The organism is Sinobaca qinghaiensis (genome assembly GCF_003610495.1).
In the GTDB taxonomy this organism is placed as follows: domain Bacteria; phylum Bacillota; class Bacilli; order Bacillales; family Marinococcaceae; genus Sinobaca; species Sinobaca qinghaiensis.
Genome location: NZ_RAPK01000010.1, coordinates 1 through 15,870, shown reverse-complemented (window position 1 = coordinate 15,870; position 15,870 = coordinate 1). Strand labels below are relative to the sequence as shown.

Below are 15,870 nucleotides of genomic sequence, written 5' to 3'. Positions count from 1 at the left end.
AAAGAGCGGCATGCTAGCGTAGCCGCTCTCCCTGTTTTAATTTTTTTTCAAGTGTTTCTGTAGAGAAAATCCAGCCGGTATAAGACGTATACGGTGCTAAATCTTTGTTCATCCGCACGACGGCTACAAAAGGATAGAACCCCTTACTCCGGTACCTCAGATCAATAAACTTTACTTCCCACCCATTATCAAGTTCTCTGACCAGCCATCGATAGGTTGGTGAAAAAGATAAGAAGGAAGACAAGTTGTGGTCGTGAAGCGCCGCATCAATGACAGGGTCAGACGGAATCGGCTCAAATGGATAACTTTCCAGATAACGAACGACTTTATTTTTTGATTCAGTAACGTGCAGCTTTTCTTTTGTCCGCACAACCAAATGGAAATTTTTCCAATTATAGGTAGGGGATATGAAAAAGTGTGTAGCGTCCGGATGAAAATAGGCAGCTTTTTTCAGCACATCATTTCGTACTTTATAGCGCCAAATGTAATAAATAATTAAAATGGCGTAAACGGTTAGAAAGGTCCATCCAGGGTCCAGGCCGTAGCTCCAGGCGATAAATCCGAAAATATGGGCAAAGAAAATAAATGGATCGAATATGTTGATAACGCCGAGCCCGATCCACTTTTTGTTAAAAGGGGAGAGTGCCTGTGTGCCGTAGGCATTAAAAATATCCACAAATACATGCAGAAATACTGCTAAAAACGTCCACAGCCATAAATGCAAAAAGGAAATCTCCGGATTAAACATATAAAAGAATCCGGATATAAGAAGCGGCCAGGTTAAAACGGCCGGAATAGAATGAGTAGGCCCGCGGTGGTATCTAATATAAACCGCGTTATTTTTCAGCTTAAGTATGGTGTCGAAATCAGGAGCCTGCGACCCTATAATGACGGCTGCCATTACGGTTTGAAGAGCAGCTGGATTTTCAGCAATTACAGGATCCATGGTAGCGAGCCCGCCGATCCCCACACCCATAACAACGTGCGTTGCAGTATCCAAGGGTACCTCCTTCAGGAACGGTTCCTTCTAGAACGTTCATTGTAATATAAAAAAGTCTATTTAGAATTATAACATGATCTTTTATAGATAACATGCCTCAGCATGCAGAAAGGACAGGGGTTTATGCAGAAACCTATCGTAATTTTCATGGAGTATAAAGTAAAGGAAGAAAGCACCGAAACCTATCTGACTAAAATGAAAAAAGTGATAGAAGAAATGGAGGCTTTGGAAGCCGGACCTGTTGAATGGTATGAAGCCGCTGATCAGAAAGGGCTTTATGTGGAAATGATAGAAGTTTCTTCCATGAAGCAGTATGAATACATAAAAGAAAGGCGGAGCGATCCAGCTGATGCAGCATTTGGCGGGCTTCTGCCTTTACTTGAAAAAGGGACAGCGGGGATGAACTGCTGGGCATTTTCCCGGCTTAATAAAAAGTAACGGCAACAGCAGGAGGATATAATGACAGAGAAATGGAATAGTACAGATATAGAAAATTTTCAGGAGCAGCTGCTCGAGTGGTACAGTCACAATCAAAGAATCCTTCCATGGCGGGAAAACCAGGATCCTTATCGAATATGGGTCTCTGAAGTGATGCTTCAGCAGACGAAAGTAGACACGGTCATCCCTTATTTTAATAACTTCATGGAGAAATTTCCTTCTATTAAAGATCTGGCGGAAGCGGAAGAAGAAAAGGTGCTTAAAGCCTGGGAGGGACTCGGTTATTATTCGAGGGTGCGGAATCTACAGCATGCGGTAAAAGAAGTACATGAGAAATACGAAGGCAGAGTACCTGCAGACCCGAAGTTATTTTCTTCATTAAAAGGAGTAGGTCCCTATACCTCAGGCGCCGTGATGAGCATAGCCTACGAACTGCCGGAACCGGCGGTGGACGGTAATGTAATGAGGGTATTCTCCAGGCTTTTATGTATTGAAGAGGATATTGGCAAAGCAAAAACAAGAAAAACATTCGAAGCCGCTCTTCCTACGTTTTTGGAAAACGTGCCGCCTTCCCAGTTTAATCAGGCTGTTATGGAACTTGGGGCGATGGTTTGTACGCCAAGGTCACCCGGATGTCTCCTCTGCCCGGTGCAGGAATTCTGTGAAGCACGTATGCAGGGAAAAGAACAGATGCTTCCGATTAAAGAAAAAAAGAAAGCTGCCAAAGCCCGTGAAATGGCGGCTGTAGTGCTAAAATCCCCGGATGGACGTTTTCTTTTTCATCAAAGAGAAGAAAAGGGACTTCTCGCTAAAATGTGGGAATTCCCAAATGCAGGAACAAAACAGGAAGAATCGCAGGCTGAACAGGTGCAGGTGTTTATTCATGAACACATAGGAGAAAAGGCAGTTAATATAGAACCTGTTCAGTATGTGGAGCACGCATTTTCCCACTTAATCTGGAATATTACCGTATATGAAGCAGAGACCGTAAGTACCGATGTATCCACCCCTCAGGAGGGTGTCTGGAAATGGATGACGCTTGAAGAGGCGGAAAGGTACGCATTTCCAGTATCGCATCAAAAAATACTGCATCAGCAAAAAGGAGAGGGGAAGTAATATGGATCTGGAACTAACAGGAAAAAAAGTACTCGTCACTGGAGCCTCCAAAGGAATCGGGCGCGGTATTGCAGAGGCATTTGCTGCAGAGGGAGCCATAGTCGGGGCAGCCGCCCGGTCAACGGATATCCTAAATGAAATGGCAGCAAAGCAGGAGGCCATTATTCCTTTAGCTGGCGACTTAACGGATGAGAAGCAGCGGGAAGCCGTATTTCAGACTTTTCTGGACGAGGCAGGAGACATTGATATTCTCGTAAACAATCTGGGAGGCAGTAACGGCACTTCTGTTCTGGAGACCGATATGGAGGATTTCTATCATGCGATGGAATGGAATTATTTTTCAGCTGTGCATTTAAGCAAGCTTGCCTACGAGCAGATGATAAAAAAGCAGGAAGGGGTCATTCTGCAGATTACTTCCATTTTCGGAAGAGAATCAGGCGGAAAGCCTACATATAATAACGCAAAGGCGGCTTTAATAAGCTTTACTAAATCTTTAGCAGATGAAGCAGTGAAAAAGGGCATCCGCGTTAATTCCATTGCTCCCGGATCGATCCTTCATCCAAGCGGAAACTGGCAGAAGCGGATAGACGCAGATCCGGAAAAAATGAAAGCATTTGTAAAGCAGGAAATACCGGCCGGCCGCTTCGGCACGGTTGAAGAAATTGCCAACACGGCGTTATTTCTTGCTTCACCAAAAAGCTCCTGGATTATAGGGGCAAGTATTAACGTAGACGGCGGGCAGTCCAATATGAATATGTAAAAGGAGACTTATATGCTAACTTTTGATGCGGGCTATAATCCATATGCTTCCAAACGTTCTACAGTTTATGCTAAAAACGGCGTAGTAGCCACCTCCCAGCCGCTTGCTTCCCAGGCCGGCCTGGATATTTTAAAAAAAGGCGGAAATGCAGTTGATGCCGCTATTGCCACAGCCGCGTGCCTTACTGTTGTGGAGCCGACTTCAAACGGAATTGGCGGGGATGCCTTTGCCCTGGTTTGGATAAAAGACAAGCTGCACGGTTTAAATGCAAGCGGTCCGGCGCCTGCCTCTTTATCAATTGGTGCATTGAAAAAAAGAGGGCTGTCAGAAATTCCTGTACACGGCCTGATTCCGGTTACCGTTCCCGGCGCCCCTTCTGCCTGGGGAGAACTCTCCCGGCGCTTTGGCAGGCTGCCGTTCTCTGATCTGCTGCAGCCGGCAATCGATTATGCTGAAAACGGATATCCACTATCACCGGTGCTGGCAGAATTTTGGAATAAAGGAGCTGCCGCTTTTGAGCAAAAGCTGGAAGGCAAAGTGTTCGAAGAGTGGTTCCGTATTTTTATGCCGGAAGGAAAAGCTCCCCGGGCCGGGGAAGTATGGAAATCGCCGGGGCATGCGAGGACGCTGAGACGCCTGGCTGAAGAAGGGGACCGTTCTTTTTATGAAGGCAGTATTGCCGAAGAGATAGCGGATTTTTCCGCTGCACATGACGGTTTTCTTTCAAAAGAGGACCTCGCCTCTTTCCGGGCGGAGTGGGTGGAGCCGATTCACGTTTCTTATAAAGGATATGAAGTATGGGAAATTCCGCCAAACGGCCAGGGGCTCGTTGCGCTGCAGGCTTTAAAAATGATCGAAAGCCATTCTCTGAAAGAAAGAGACAATGAAGAGACCCTGCACAAACAAATAGAAGCGTTAAAATTGGCATTTGCTGATGGTCTGGAATATATTACAGACGCTGCCAAAATGAAACAAAGCACCGCCGCTCTTTTATCTGAAGAGTATATAAAAGAAAGAACGAAACTTATTGGAGAAAAAGCTGTGGATCCTCAGGCCGGTACTCCTCCAAAAGGAGGGACCGTTTATCTGGCAGCTGCAGATAATGAGGGAAACATGGTATCGTTTATCCAAAGTAACTATATGGGATTCGGTTCGGGAGTGGTTGTTCCTGATACAGGAATAGCTCTGCAGAACAGAGGCCATAATTTTTCTATGGATCCCGGTCATGATAACGCGCTGGAAGGCGGCAGGAAAACATTTCATACAATTATTCCCGGCTTTCTCACAAAGGGAAAGGAAGCGATTGGCCCCTTTGGAGTAATGGGAGGATTTATGCAGCCGCAGGGGCATATGCAGGTCGTAATGAATACAATCGACTTTAATATGAATCCGCAGGCCGCGCTGGATGCCCCAAGATGGCAGTGGATAAGTGGAAAAAAGGTAAGTATAGAGCATGCTTTTCCGTCTTCCACCATTCAACAGCTTGCAGCCCGCGGGCATCAAATGGAAACCGCTCATCATTCCGGCAGTTTTGGACGCGGACAGATTATCTGGAAGGATAAAGCCTCAGGAGTTTATGCCGCTGGTACGGAATCAAGAACGGACGGCAGCATATCAGCCTGGTAGCAGATAGTTGCCGATTTAAAAAAACGACTCCCTTTAAAATAAAGGGGGCCGTTTTTTAGTGAAAATATATCTGCTGATCAAATAGTATTTATTTTATTTTGAAAATCAAATTAAACAAGGTCGCTTCTAATTTCGCGGATGAAATCTTTCGTTTCCGGCGTGCCTACTTCAAAGATTTTTTTATATAGGCTATCCATTTTTACCTGCATTTTATCTTTGGCTGCATCAGCGTTTCTTTCATCAACTGCCCTGGCTAAAATTTCTCCGCCGGAAGCATCTTCGTGTTTTACTTCATCGATTTGCTTTTCGAGCTCTTCTTTTTCTTCCGGTGTAACGTCCACCGCGTATTGGATAGTGTTTTCGCCGGTCTGTACTTCAGAAATACCCATGCCCGATTGTTCCATGTCCACGTAATAGCGTTTTTTCTGCATTCATCTCTCTCCTTTAAGTAAAGCGCTTTATTCTCTCTTTACCCATTGCGCAGAAGAAGTACACTAAAAAATAATAGAGGCCAGACGATTGGCTGCTTCTTTAAGCCTTTCTTCCTCCTGTACCAGGGCAATCCGGACATAGCCTTCTCCTTCCAGGCCAAAAGCATGGCCGGGAGTCACAACGACTCCAGCTTCGAGTGCTTTTAACGCAAAGCCCATCGACGTATAGGAAGGAGGAAGCTTTGCCCATACAAACATTCCCCCGTCCGGGATGGTAACGTGCCATCCTTTTTCATGAAGTGACTGGCAGAACACATCGCGCCGGTTTCGAAAGGTCTGCTTTTGTGTAGACAGAAAAGGCTGCTCATATGTGAGAGCATGAATGGCTGCTTTTTGAACAGGGTAAAAAACACCATAATCGATATTGGATTTAATATCGGCAAGTGGTTTTAACAGATCTTCTCTGCCGGTAACAAAACCTATGCGTGCTCCAGCCATGTTAAAGCTTTTCGAAAGAGAGTGAAATTCAAGCGCCGTTTCTTTTGCCCCGTCTATATGGAAAATACTGAGCGGTTTATCTTCGGTAAAATCGAGCTCTGCATAAGCAAAATCATGGACTATAAGAATGGAGTGTTCCAGCGCAAGCGCGACGACCTTTTCAAAATAATCTTTAGTTGCCCGGGCTGAGGCAGGGTTGCCGGGATAATTCATAATAAGAATTTTTGTCCGTTCCAGCACATGGGAGGGTACTGCGGTTATATCAGGCATAAACTGGTTTTCTTCATTAAGGGACACAGGATATGTATAGGCACCGGCAAGATCAGCGCAGGCAGAATAGATTGGGTAACCGGGATCAGGAATGATAATATAATCCTCCGGATTTAAGTAGGCCAGCGCCAGGTGCGATAAGCCATCCTGGGAGCCCAGCAGCTGGAGTACTTCAGAAGAATCGAGGGAAATATTAAAGCGTTCGCTGCAATAGCCGGAAGCAGCTTCATTAAAGGCTTCCAAACCCTGCAGCGCATATCCGTAATTGTCTTTTTCCAGCGTTTCTTCCGACAAAATAGAACGCACTCCGGACGGAGGCGGCAGATCGGGGCTTCCTACGCTTAAATCAATCATATCCTTACCCTTAGAGGCTGCTTTTTTCTTATGGCGGGCCATTTCAGTGAAAACGCTGGCTCCAAGCGATTTTGTTCGTTCAGCTGGTTGAATCATAATAGATGTCCTCCTTTTGCATACTGCATTAAGTATAAAAGAAAACGGTAAAAAGAGGAAAGGCAAAAAGACGGGTGTTTTTGCTTGAAGAGGAAATACGTTATACTGTGTAAGGATAAAGTGTTATTGTAAAATGGAGGAGAAAAGATGAACAGTCATAAGGTAGCGTTAGTAACAGGGAGCAGCAGAGGAATTGGAAAGCACATTGCCCATAAGCTGGCAGATAAAGGATATAATATAGTCATTAATTATGCGCGAAGCAAGAAGGCGGCAGAAGAAACGGCAGAAGAGCTGCGTGCAAAAGGCGTCGAAGTACTTGTTGTTAAAGCAAACGTCGGTAAAGTGGAGAAAATAAAAGAATTGTTTGCGGAAATTGATCAGCATTTCGGAAGGCTGGACGTATTTGTAAACAACGCAGCTTCCGGCGTACTAAAGCCGCTTATGGAGCTGGAAGAAAACCACTGGGACTGGACTATGGGAATTAACAGCAAAGCCCTTTTATTCTGCGGCCAGGAAGCAGCAAAGCTGATGGAAAAAGAGGATGGCGGATCCATTGTCAGTCTTAGTTCACTGGGAGCGCAGAGAGTGCTCGATAACTATACGGCGGTTGGTGTATCCAAAGCAGCGGTCGAATCGCTTACCCGTTACCTGGCAGTCGAGCTTGCTCCAAAAAACATCGTAGTTAATGCTGTATCCGGCGGCGTAGTCGATACAGATGCATTAAATCATTTTCCCAATCAGGAGGAAATGCTTGAAGATGCCAAAAAAAGAACACCTGCCGGACGGATGGTAGATAAAGAAGACCTTGCAAACGGAGTCATGTTCCTGCTTTCACCAGAGGCCTCAATGATCCGCGGGCAGACCATTATTATTGATGGAGGTATATCGCTGCTCACATAAAGTCCTTCGGCCATCAATCAACAAAGGACAAATATATTTATGGAAGCTATAGGAAGGAGAAATGCATGGAATTCCCCGCAACCGGAAGAACAATTGAAATACAAAGCTATAAGCATAATGGAACGCTTCATCGTGTCTGGGAAGAGACCCTTATTTTAAAAGGCACATCTAAAGAAATTATCGGCGGTAATGATAGAATTCTAGTGCATGAGTCAGACGGCAGGGTCTGGCGGACGAGAGAGCCGGCCATCTGTTACTTCCACTGGGAAAAATGGTTTAATGTGATTGGAATGATCCGCTCGGACGGTATCCATTATTACTGCAATGTCGGCACGCCTTTTGTGTGGGATGAAGAGGCATTAAAGTATATTGATTACGATCTGGATATTAAGGTACTGCCGGATATGACCTATAATTTACTTGATGAAGAAGAATATAAAGAACACAGCAGAATAATGAATTATCCCGCTATGGTTGATGAAAAAGTCTGGAATGGGGTAAGAGAGCTGCAGTCCTGGATTTACCAGGGAAAAGGGCCATTTGCCCCGCAGTTTGTGGAGCAGTGGTATGAAAGGTATCTATTCTTTCGATGAAAACCGGAACACGCAAAAGGGACATACCAAAAAAGCAAAAAGTCAAAGGAAGCATCAGCCGTTATTTAACTTTCGTTAAGCCATACAAATGGATCATTGTGTTTACTATATTAATTGGAGTACTGAAATTTGGCATTCCTCTTCTAACCCCTCTGATTATGGCTTATGTTATTGACGATTTAATTTTAGCAGAAGGCATAAGCAATGCAGAAAAAACAAATACGCTCTTATGGCTTTTGGGCGGAGCTATTGTCGTCTTTCTGATTATACGTCCTCCCGTTGAGTACTACCGCCAGTATTTTGCCCAATGGACCGGCAGTAAGGTGCTTTATGATATACGGGACCAACTGTTTGCACATATTCAAAAGCTTAGTCTCCGCTTTTATTCCAATAGAAAAGCAGGCGAAGTGATTTCAAGAGTAATTAATGATGTGGAGCAGACGAAAAACTTTGTAATCACCGGGCTGATGAACGTATGGCTGGATCTGGTTACGATTATTATCGTTATCATTATTATGCTTACGATGAACGGGTGGCTGACGCTTGTTGCCATATCGCTTTTTCCGCTTTATGGTATTTCCATTAAATATTTTTACTCCAGACTCCGCCATTTGACAAAAGTCAGGTCCCAGGCGCTCGCGGACGTGCAGGGACACCTTCACGAACGGGTGCAGGGCATGAACGTAATTAGAAGCTTTGGGCTGGAAGATTATGAGCAGGGCCAGTTCAACAGACGGAACTCAAACTTTCTTGATAAAGCGATTGATCATTCCAAATGGAATGCAAAAACGTTTGCAGTCGTTAATACAATTACTGATATCGCTCCATTAATCGTGATTCTGGCAGCTGGTTATCTCGTTATAAACGGAGGGCTGCAGGTAGGAGAAATGGTAGCTTTTATCGCTTATATTGAAAGGCTTTACGGCCCGCTGCGAAGACTCGTAAACTCTTCAACGACCATTACGCAGTCTATTGCTTCTATGGATAGAGTATTTGAATTTGTAGATGAAAAATATGATATAAAAGATAAAAAAGATGCTGAAATCCTCCACAGAACAGATGGGAAAATTCAATTTGACCATGTGACCTTCGCTTATGAAGAAGGTGGAGAAGAAGTATTAAAAGATATCAATCTTCAGGTGAAAATGGGAGAGACGATCGCTCTGGTGGGAATGAGCGGCGGCGGCAAAAGCACGCTGGTCAGCCTGCTGCCAAGATTTTACGATGTGAGCAGCGGATCGATAAAGCTGGATGGCACCGACATCCGCGACTATACGATACATTCGCTCCGCGATAAAATCGGCATCGTGCTTCAGGATAATATTTTATTCAGCGACTCTGTCAAATTAAATATTCTGATGGGGAATCCGGATGCGGGAGATGAAGAAGTGATTGCTGCGGCAAAAGCAGCAAACGCTCATGAATTCATTATGAATCTGCCGCAGGGGTATGACACGCCGGTAGGAGAACGCGGTGTTAAACTCTCCGGGGGCCAAAAACAGAGAGTGGCTATTGCACGTGTTTTTCTTAAAGATCCTCCCATGCTTATATTTGATGAGGCAACATCAGCTCTTGATCTGGAAAGCGAACACCTTATCCAGGAAGCGATGGGCCTATTATCCAAAGATAGAACAACGTTTATTGTAGCGCACCGTTTATCTACGATTACCCATGCGGACAGAATTGTCGTTATTGAAAATGGAAAAGTGAGCGAAAGCGGTTCTCATGTGGAGCTTATGAATGCCCATGGAGCCTATCACAAGCTGTATAATGTACAGCATACGTAAAAAGCACGCCTCTATGAGGGCGTGCTTTTTCCTATTCTTCCGGATCTTTAATAGCTACTGTGTTTTCTTTCTGGTGAAAATTAAAGAAACTCTCTACTAATGTAGCCAGGTGATCAAGCTGCTCGTTGTATTCTACAATGTGCGAGACGACCGGCAGTAGATGAAGCCATTCATCTCTTGTTACATACTGCTGGTCATACAAATCCATAAAGGAGTCAGTCAGGCGGTTTTCCCCTGATTCGACTTCTTCTTCCATGCGGTCTGTCAGCTGCACATTCACTTTGCCTACGTACCGCATTAAAATACGGTCGTGGTATTCTGTTAAATGATCAAGCTGCCTTTGAATGAAAGTCTGCATATCCTCAGGCATTCCCTGAAGCTGGTGTTCATGTTTATCCAGCGCTTTTAATATGGAAAGAGCCTTTCGATGAGCGGAAATCATTTCTTTAAATAAGACAATTTTTCGTGCTTTGCTCCATTTGCTTTTTAAGAAGTACGTCCGTTCCTCTTTATAAAGTGCAAATAAGTTATCTATTTTTAATGACGTTTCGTTCATGACCGGCAGATCTTTTTTTAAGGAATAGTGATTCGTCTCAAATCTTGTCTTTAAGCGAATCCAGCGTATTATATCAACAGTATGGTCAGATATTTTATGATAAAGCTTGGTTTCATACTTAGGCGGCAGAAAAATTAAATTCACAAGGAAGGCCGACAGTACTCCAATTAAAATAAGCAGAAACCGCTCTCCGGCGAAGATAAGAAAGTTCGTCTGCGAAGCCGGATTTCCCATAATGATAATAACAGTAACTAAAGCTATAGGAATAGAAGAAGCATCAAGTTTTATCTTTAGAATGATGGCGATTGTAACCATTACCGTAACGCCGATGATAACCGGTTCAAACCCAAAAGTAAGTGCAAAAATGATGGCGAGCCCGGCTCCAATAATGTTAGCCTGAATCTGTTCGAGAATAGTCTGGTAGGATCGGAAAACAGAAGGCTGTATAGCAAAAGTAGCCGAAATGGCTGCAAAAAATGTAGGCTCAATACCGGCCCATGTAGCAATGTAAATAGCAATAACGATGGCGAGCCCGGTTTTAAAAATACGTGCTCCTAATTTCATGGAAATGAATAATTCCTTTCTTTATAGAACTGTATTTGATGACTTATCTTTCAGCCATTCGATACTATACACAATAATTCAGGCTTCATCAAGGGGCAAGGGAAGCAAGAACCTCTTTGGCAGCTTTTATAGTAGCGTCAATATCAGCTTCCGTATGGGCTGTTGTTAAAAACCAGGCTTCGTATTTAGAGGGGGCCAGATGAATGCCTTTGTCGAGCATACCTTTAAAAAAGGCGGAGAATAAAACATCGTTCCCTTTTTTTGCATCCTGATAATTTTTCACTTTATCGGGAGTGAAGTAAAGCGTAAGAGCGCCTTTTATCCTATTGATGGAAGCTGGAATATTGTATTGATCGATAGCTTCCTGAAGTCCTTTTTCAAGTTTTTCGCCAAGATGGTCAAGATTATCATATAGACCCGGCTGTTTCAGCAGCTCCAGGCAGGCAATACCTGAACTCATGGAAGCGGGGTTACCGGACATCGTTCCTGCCTGATAAGCGGGACCCATTGGAGCTACCTCTTCCATAATATCCTGTCTGCCTCCGTATGCGCCGATTGGCAGGCCGCCGCCGATAATTTTTCCGAGCGCTGTCATGTCGGGTGTGACACCCAGCAGGTTTTGGGCCCCGCCGTACATAAAGCGAAATGCTGTAATCACTTCATCATAAATAACGAGAGCGCCAGCCTGGTGGGTTAAGTCATTCACGCCCTCCAAAAATCCTGGTTCCGGCATAACCATGCCGAAGTTTCCTACAATAGGCTCCACCATTACAGCAGCAATCTCATCTTTCCAATAATCCAAAGCGGCCTGGAGGCTCTCCAGATCGTTAAAAGGCACGGTAACGACTTCTTCTGCGATGTTTTTAGTGACGCCGGCGGAGTCGGGAGAACCAAGGGTGGAGGGCCCGGATCCGGCAGCCACCAGTACAAGGTCAGAGTGTCCGTGATAGCACCCTTCAAATTTTATAATTTTATTTCTTCCGGTGTAGGCGCGTGCTACGCGGATGGTGGTCATAACGGCTTCGGTGCCGGAATTAACAAAACGCACTCTTTCCAGGGAAGGGATGGCATCGCGGAGGAGGTTTCCAAACTGGTTTTCCAGCTTTGTTGGTGTACCAATGAGCGTGCCGTTTTCAGCAGCCTCTGTAATAGCCTGCGTAATCGCTGGGTGCCCGTGCCCTGTAATAATAGGACCGTAGGCTGCTAGATAATCGATGTATTTGTTTCCGTCCTCATCATATAAATAGGCGCCTTTCCCGTTTTTCATAAAAACGGGTGTACCTCCTCCAACACCTTTGAAAGAGCGGGACGGGCTGTTTACTCCGCCCAGTATAATGTTTTTTGCTTCATTGTATAAAGCTTCAGATTCTATGCGTTCTTTCATTTTTACTCATCCTTTTGATAAATGGTTTTAGTTTGCAGTCATACGGTTCAACTTTCTATTTTATCTTACTTTTCCTCTTTTTATCTATATAATAAGTGAAAAAGGATATATAAATGAAAAATTTTCCATATTCTTTTTCCTGATGTTGCGAAAAACGGAGGTTGCTGTAATAATTTACATACAAAGACTTAAGAGGAGGAACACTATTGACTATACATATTGAAGAAAAAGTGCCGTCCATTACGCTTCCTGCAAGCAGTGGAAATGAAATATCCCTGGAAGACTATAAAGGAAAAAACATTGTACTCTACTTTTATCCAAAAGACATGACGCCCGGCTGCACAACGGAAGCCTGCGATTTCAGGGATTTATCGGAAGATTGGGAGAAAGCCGATGCTGTCGTGCTGGGAATCAGCCCGGATCCGATAAAAAAACATCAGGCTTTTATTGAGAAATACGGTCTTCCGTTTCCTCTGCTGTCCGATGAAGATAAAACTGCGGCTGAAGCATTTAATGTCTGGCAGCTGAAAAAAACATTTGGTAAAGAATACATGGGAATCGTACGCTCTACTTTTCTTATTAATAAAGAAGGCGTCTTAATTAAAGAGTGGAGAAATGTCCGTGTGAAAAATCACGCAGATCAGGTACTGAACTCATTAAAGGAGTCATCCGGTCATGAATGATAAACCAGTTATCGTTTCCACAACTAAAATGAAATCAGCTATTAAAGAACATTTAAACGAATCGTTCCCGGAAGCTGTATTTGTCTGGTCCAAATCAATCGAAGAGGCGAGGGGGCACCTTCATGAGGCGGATATCCTGCTTACTTATGGAGAGGACTTGACTGAAGAAGATATAGACGCTGCTCCCCGGCTGCAATGGATCATGGTGATATCAGCAGGAATGGATAAAATGCCGTTTAAAGCAATAGAGCAAAAGGGAATAAAAGTAACTAACGTTAAAGGAATACATGGGAAGCCGATGGCAGAATACACCATTTTTGCAATACTCCAGCATGCAAGGCAGGGAAAACATTACTACAAGCAGGAACAGCAGAAGATATGGAGCCGCCGGGCTGTGCCCGTTGAAGTAGAAGGCAGAAACGTAACCATTCTCGGAGCAGGATCTATTGGAACAGAAACGGCAAAAGCGGTTAAGCGGTTTGATATGCATACAACAGGAGTGAACACAAAAGGAGAGACAGCCTCTTTTTTTGATGAGATGTTCAATGCTTCTCAGCTTAAAGAAGCAGTAGCTTCAGCGGATTACGTAGTAAATGTTCTCCCTTTAACAGAAGAAACGGAAAATGTAATAGACAAGTATATATTTGAAGCAATGAAAGAAGAAGCGGTGTTTATTAATATAGGACGAGGTGCCACTGTGCAGGAACAGGATCTTATAGATGCACTGAAAAAGGGAGCCATTCATCACGCGGTTCTGGACGTATTCAATCAGGAGCCGCTCGGTGAGAGCCATCCGTTCTGGGAAATGGAGAATGTTACCGTAACTCCTCACATTTCAGGTATTTCTTCAGGATACGTACCTAGAGCTATGGATATATTTGAAAAAAATCTAAAAGCATTTCTGCGTCACCCGGAATCTATGATTAATACAGTAGACGTTAAAAAAGGATATTAGGGGGCGGCTGTATGAAACTAATGATATGTATTGCAGATGATTTTTATGCGGATGAAATTGAGAACCGCACCAAAAGATTAGGCTACCGGATGACAAAACTGTCCAGCAGTGGAAGCTTTCTTCGAAAAGGAAGTACTACATTTTTATTTGGAATACCTGAAAAAGAAGTAGATGTACTTACTGAATCCTTAAAAAGTATATGTTTGGACTATGAAAAGAAAAAAGGAAAAAAGGAGGAACGTACGCATCGATTTATCAGTTTCCTGATAGATGCGAAAAATGCCTCCGGACTGCCGGTGCTGTAAAACCTTAAAGGGACAATGTTTGACAACCAATCTATAATTCGGATAATATTTAATTATAAGAATTATAATTAAAGAATTGTTTTATAAAAGAAAGTGGGGTGCATGACGATGGCGAATGAACGTCTTCAGGAAGTAGTGCATTCTTTGAAGAGTACGAAGATTCGCATGACTCCGCAACGTCATGCTATTTTGGAGTTTTTATATGATTCGATGAGCCATCCGACCGCAGATGATATATATAAGGCCCTCGAAGGAAAATTCCCGAATATGAGCGTTGCTACTGTCTATAATAATCTTCGTGTTTTCAAAGAAGTAGGTATAGTAAGAGAGTTGTCCTACGGGGACTCTTCAAGCCGTTTTGACTGTGTTACGTCTGATCATTACCATGTTGTCTGCTCGGACTGCGGAAAGATCGTTGATTTTCACTATCCCGGTCTTGACGAAGTAGAGTCATTGGCAGAACATGTTACCGGTTTTCAGATTAACACCCACCGTATGGAGATTTACGGTAAGTGTCCTGACTGCGCGCCGATTTCAAGACATTAATAACACACAAAAAGCTGACCCGTTATTGGGTCAGCTTTTTGTGTGTTTTCTATTATAAGCCGAATCGAATTCTTTTCCTTCCAGTGTTTTATCAAGAGTCAGTGGTTCATCACAGTACATGCATGCATCCACTCTGCCGAGAATCTTTGTCGTTTTATTGCAGTTGGGGCAGGTTACCTGCACAGTACTAGTGGAAATCATTCCAATCCAGAAATAAACCACGCTGCTGGAAATAACAAAAATAAAGCCTAATATCATAGCAATCGTCATTATAATAGGAGAAGTTCTGAAAAAGATACCAATATACATAATAAAAATACCAACGAAAACTAGTGATAAAGCAAACGTTCTAATGCGGTTGATTTTATTTGAAGCCTTCAGCGCCATTTTATTACCTCCCGGATATAATGATTATATCACATGAAAGTGCTTGCAAAAACTGTCTTCTCACATGATAATAGAAGCTGTGTTATAGAAATAAATAGTGAATCGAATAGAAGTGGATTATTCAGAATCATTTTTCTATAATAATTTTATTGATATCTGTTGACTATCTATTTTATATAATGGTATATTACACATTGTCGCCGAACGGCTTCCTGCTCTAAAGAAACACAGCAGATTAATTTTATAAATATCATTGACATTAACAATTGAAAATGGTATCTTATAAAAGTCGCCAAAACACGACGGCAGCAAAACACGTGTCCTTTGAAAATGGAATGAAAACAACGCGCGAACAACAAGTCGCGGCAGGCAAGGCCTGCTGCGCAAGGTAAGACCAGCAAGAACTAAGCATCAACTTTCATGGAGAGTTTGATCTTGGCTCAGGACGAACGCTGGCGGCGTGCCTAATACATGCAAGTCGAGCGCATGCACCCGGCGGACCTCTTCGGAGGGAAACCGGGGAATTGAGCGGCGGACGGGTGAGTAACACGTGGGCAACCTGCCCTCTAGACGGGGATAACTCCGGGAAACCGGAGCTAATACCCGATAATCAAGCAGATC

At 43.6% G+C, this 15,870-nt stretch carries 17 protein-coding genes and 1 rRNA gene; 12 read left to right on the top strand and 6 right to left on the bottom strand.

The features are described 5' to 3' along the window. Window positions 1-13 precede the first annotated feature (13 nt). The gene (locus tag ATL39_RS12075) at window positions 14-1,000 is read right to left on the bottom strand and encodes a metal-dependent hydrolase (protein ID WP_120193613.1); all 987 of its coding nucleotides are present in this window, start codon (window positions 998-1,000) and stop codon (window positions 14-16) included. A gap of 123 nt (window positions 1,001-1,123) precedes the next feature. On the opposite strand from ATL39_RS12075, the gene ATL39_RS12070 reads away from it, so the two are divergent. The 4 genes from ATL39_RS12070 to ATL39_RS12055 are packed head-to-tail and all read left to right on the top strand — an operon-like array spanning window position 1,124 to window position 4,940. Continuing rightward, entirely contained in the window at window positions 1,124-1,438 is a 315-nt protein-coding gene (locus ATL39_RS12070) for a hypothetical protein (protein ID WP_147419357.1), read from the top strand. Window positions 1,439-1,459: 21 nt separating this feature from the next. Further along, window positions 1,460-2,554: an A/G-specific adenine glycosylase gene (gene mutY / locus ATL39_RS12065; protein WP_120193611.1), complete on the top strand. Its 1,095-nt coding sequence runs from the start codon at window positions 1,460-1,462 to the stop codon at window positions 2,552-2,554. A 1-nt stretch (window position 2,555) separates the two neighbouring features. Continuing rightward, window positions 2,556-3,314 carry an SDR family NAD(P)-dependent oxidoreductase gene (locus ATL39_RS12060; RefSeq protein WP_120193610.1) on the top strand — a complete coding sequence of 253 codons (759 nt, stop codon included), beginning with the start codon at window positions 2,556-2,558 and terminating at the stop codon, window positions 3,312-3,314. 12 nt (window positions 3,315-3,326) lie between these two features. Beyond that, window positions 3,327-4,940 (top strand): gamma-glutamyltransferase family protein, encoded by a 1,614-nt coding sequence (locus ATL39_RS12055; RefSeq protein ID WP_120193609.1) that lies wholly within the window; start codon window positions 3,327-3,329, stop codon window positions 4,938-4,940. Window positions 4,941-5,050: 110 nt separating this feature from the next. Here the strand turns inward: ATL39_RS12055 and ATL39_RS12050 are convergent, their stop codons facing one another. Together ATL39_RS12050 and ATL39_RS12045 are read right to left on the bottom strand one after the other, a co-directional pair. Beyond that, a complete protein-coding gene (locus ATL39_RS12050; protein WP_120193608.1) occupies window positions 5,051-5,371 on the bottom strand; it encodes a hypothetical protein in 321 nt (106 codons plus the stop codon). Between the two features lie 63 nt (window positions 5,372-5,434). Next, window positions 5,435-6,589, bottom strand: coding sequence for an aminotransferase class I/II-fold pyridoxal phosphate-dependent enzyme (locus ATL39_RS12045; protein WP_120193607.1), 1,155 nt, complete (start codon window positions 6,587-6,589; stop codon window positions 5,435-5,437). Between the two features lie 147 nt (window positions 6,590-6,736). Between ATL39_RS12045 and fabL the strand changes: the two genes are divergently transcribed. The 3 genes from fabL to ATL39_RS12030 all read left to right on the top strand — a co-directional run bounded on the left by fabL (window position 6,737) and on the right by ATL39_RS12030 (window position 9,869). Continuing rightward, window positions 6,737-7,489, top strand: a complete 753-nt coding sequence (fabL, locus tag ATL39_RS12040; RefSeq protein ID WP_120193606.1) for an enoyl-[acyl-carrier-protein] reductase FabL — start codon at window positions 6,737-6,739, stop codon at window positions 7,487-7,489. 65 nt (window positions 7,490-7,554) lie between these two features. Further along, the gene (gene ntdP, locus ATL39_RS12035) at window positions 7,555-8,082 is read left to right on the top strand and encodes a nucleoside tri-diphosphate phosphatase (RefSeq protein ID WP_120193605.1); all 528 of its coding nucleotides are present in this window, start codon (window positions 7,555-7,557) and stop codon (window positions 8,080-8,082) included. After that, window positions 8,079-9,869 (top strand): ABC transporter ATP-binding protein, encoded by a 1,791-nt coding sequence (locus ATL39_RS12030; RefSeq protein ID WP_120193604.1) that lies wholly within the window; start codon window positions 8,079-8,081, stop codon window positions 9,867-9,869. Before ntdP ends, ATL39_RS12030 begins: the two co-directional genes overlap by 4 nt. 31 nt (window positions 9,870-9,900) lie before the next feature. Here ATL39_RS12030 and ATL39_RS12025 read toward each other — a convergent pair whose 3' ends face one another. Together ATL39_RS12025 and ATL39_RS12020 are read right to left on the bottom strand one after the other, a co-directional pair. Next, window positions 9,901-10,989, bottom strand: a complete 1,089-nt coding sequence (locus ATL39_RS12025; RefSeq protein ID WP_120193603.1) for an FUSC family protein — start codon at window positions 10,987-10,989, stop codon at window positions 9,901-9,903. Between the two features lie 88 nt (window positions 10,990-11,077). Continuing rightward, on the bottom strand, window positions 11,078-12,373 hold the full coding sequence (locus ATL39_RS12020) for a glutamate-1-semialdehyde 2,1-aminomutase (RefSeq protein WP_120193602.1): 1,296 nt from the start codon (window positions 12,371-12,373) through the stop codon (window positions 11,078-11,080). Window positions 12,374-12,579: 206 nt separating this feature from the next. On the opposite strand from ATL39_RS12020, the gene bcp reads away from it, so the two are divergent. The 4 genes from bcp (at window position 12,580) to perR (ending at window position 14,862) form a co-directional block, all read left to right on the top strand. Continuing rightward, entirely contained in the window at window positions 12,580-13,056 is a 477-nt protein-coding gene (gene bcp, locus ATL39_RS12015; RefSeq protein ID WP_120193601.1) for a thioredoxin-dependent thiol peroxidase, read from the top strand. Beyond that, window positions 13,049-14,011 (top strand): D-2-hydroxyacid dehydrogenase, encoded by a 963-nt coding sequence (locus ATL39_RS12010; protein WP_120193600.1) that lies wholly within the window; start codon window positions 13,049-13,051, stop codon window positions 14,009-14,011. Before bcp ends, ATL39_RS12010 begins: the two co-directional genes overlap by 8 nt. 11 nt (window positions 14,012-14,022) lie before the next feature. After that, window positions 14,023-14,316 carry a cyclic-di-AMP receptor gene (locus tag ATL39_RS12005; RefSeq protein ID WP_120193599.1) on the top strand — a complete coding sequence of 98 codons (294 nt, stop codon included), beginning with the start codon at window positions 14,023-14,025 and terminating at the stop codon, window positions 14,314-14,316. Window positions 14,317-14,424: 108 nt separating this feature from the next. Further along, a complete protein-coding gene (gene perR, locus ATL39_RS12000) occupies window positions 14,425-14,862 on the top strand; it encodes a peroxide-responsive transcriptional repressor PerR (RefSeq protein WP_120193967.1) in 438 nt (145 codons plus the stop codon). 30 nt (window positions 14,863-14,892) lie between these two features. On the opposite strand, the gene ATL39_RS11995 is transcribed toward perR, so the two are convergent. After that, window positions 14,893-15,249, bottom strand: coding sequence for a YgzB family protein (locus tag ATL39_RS11995; protein ID WP_120193598.1), 357 nt, complete (start codon window positions 15,247-15,249; stop codon window positions 14,893-14,895). Between the two features lie 417 nt (window positions 15,250-15,666). Between ATL39_RS11995 and ATL39_RS11990 the strand changes: the two genes are divergently transcribed. Beyond that, window positions 15,667-15,870, top strand: a 16S ribosomal RNA gene (locus ATL39_RS11990); the annotation flags it as partial.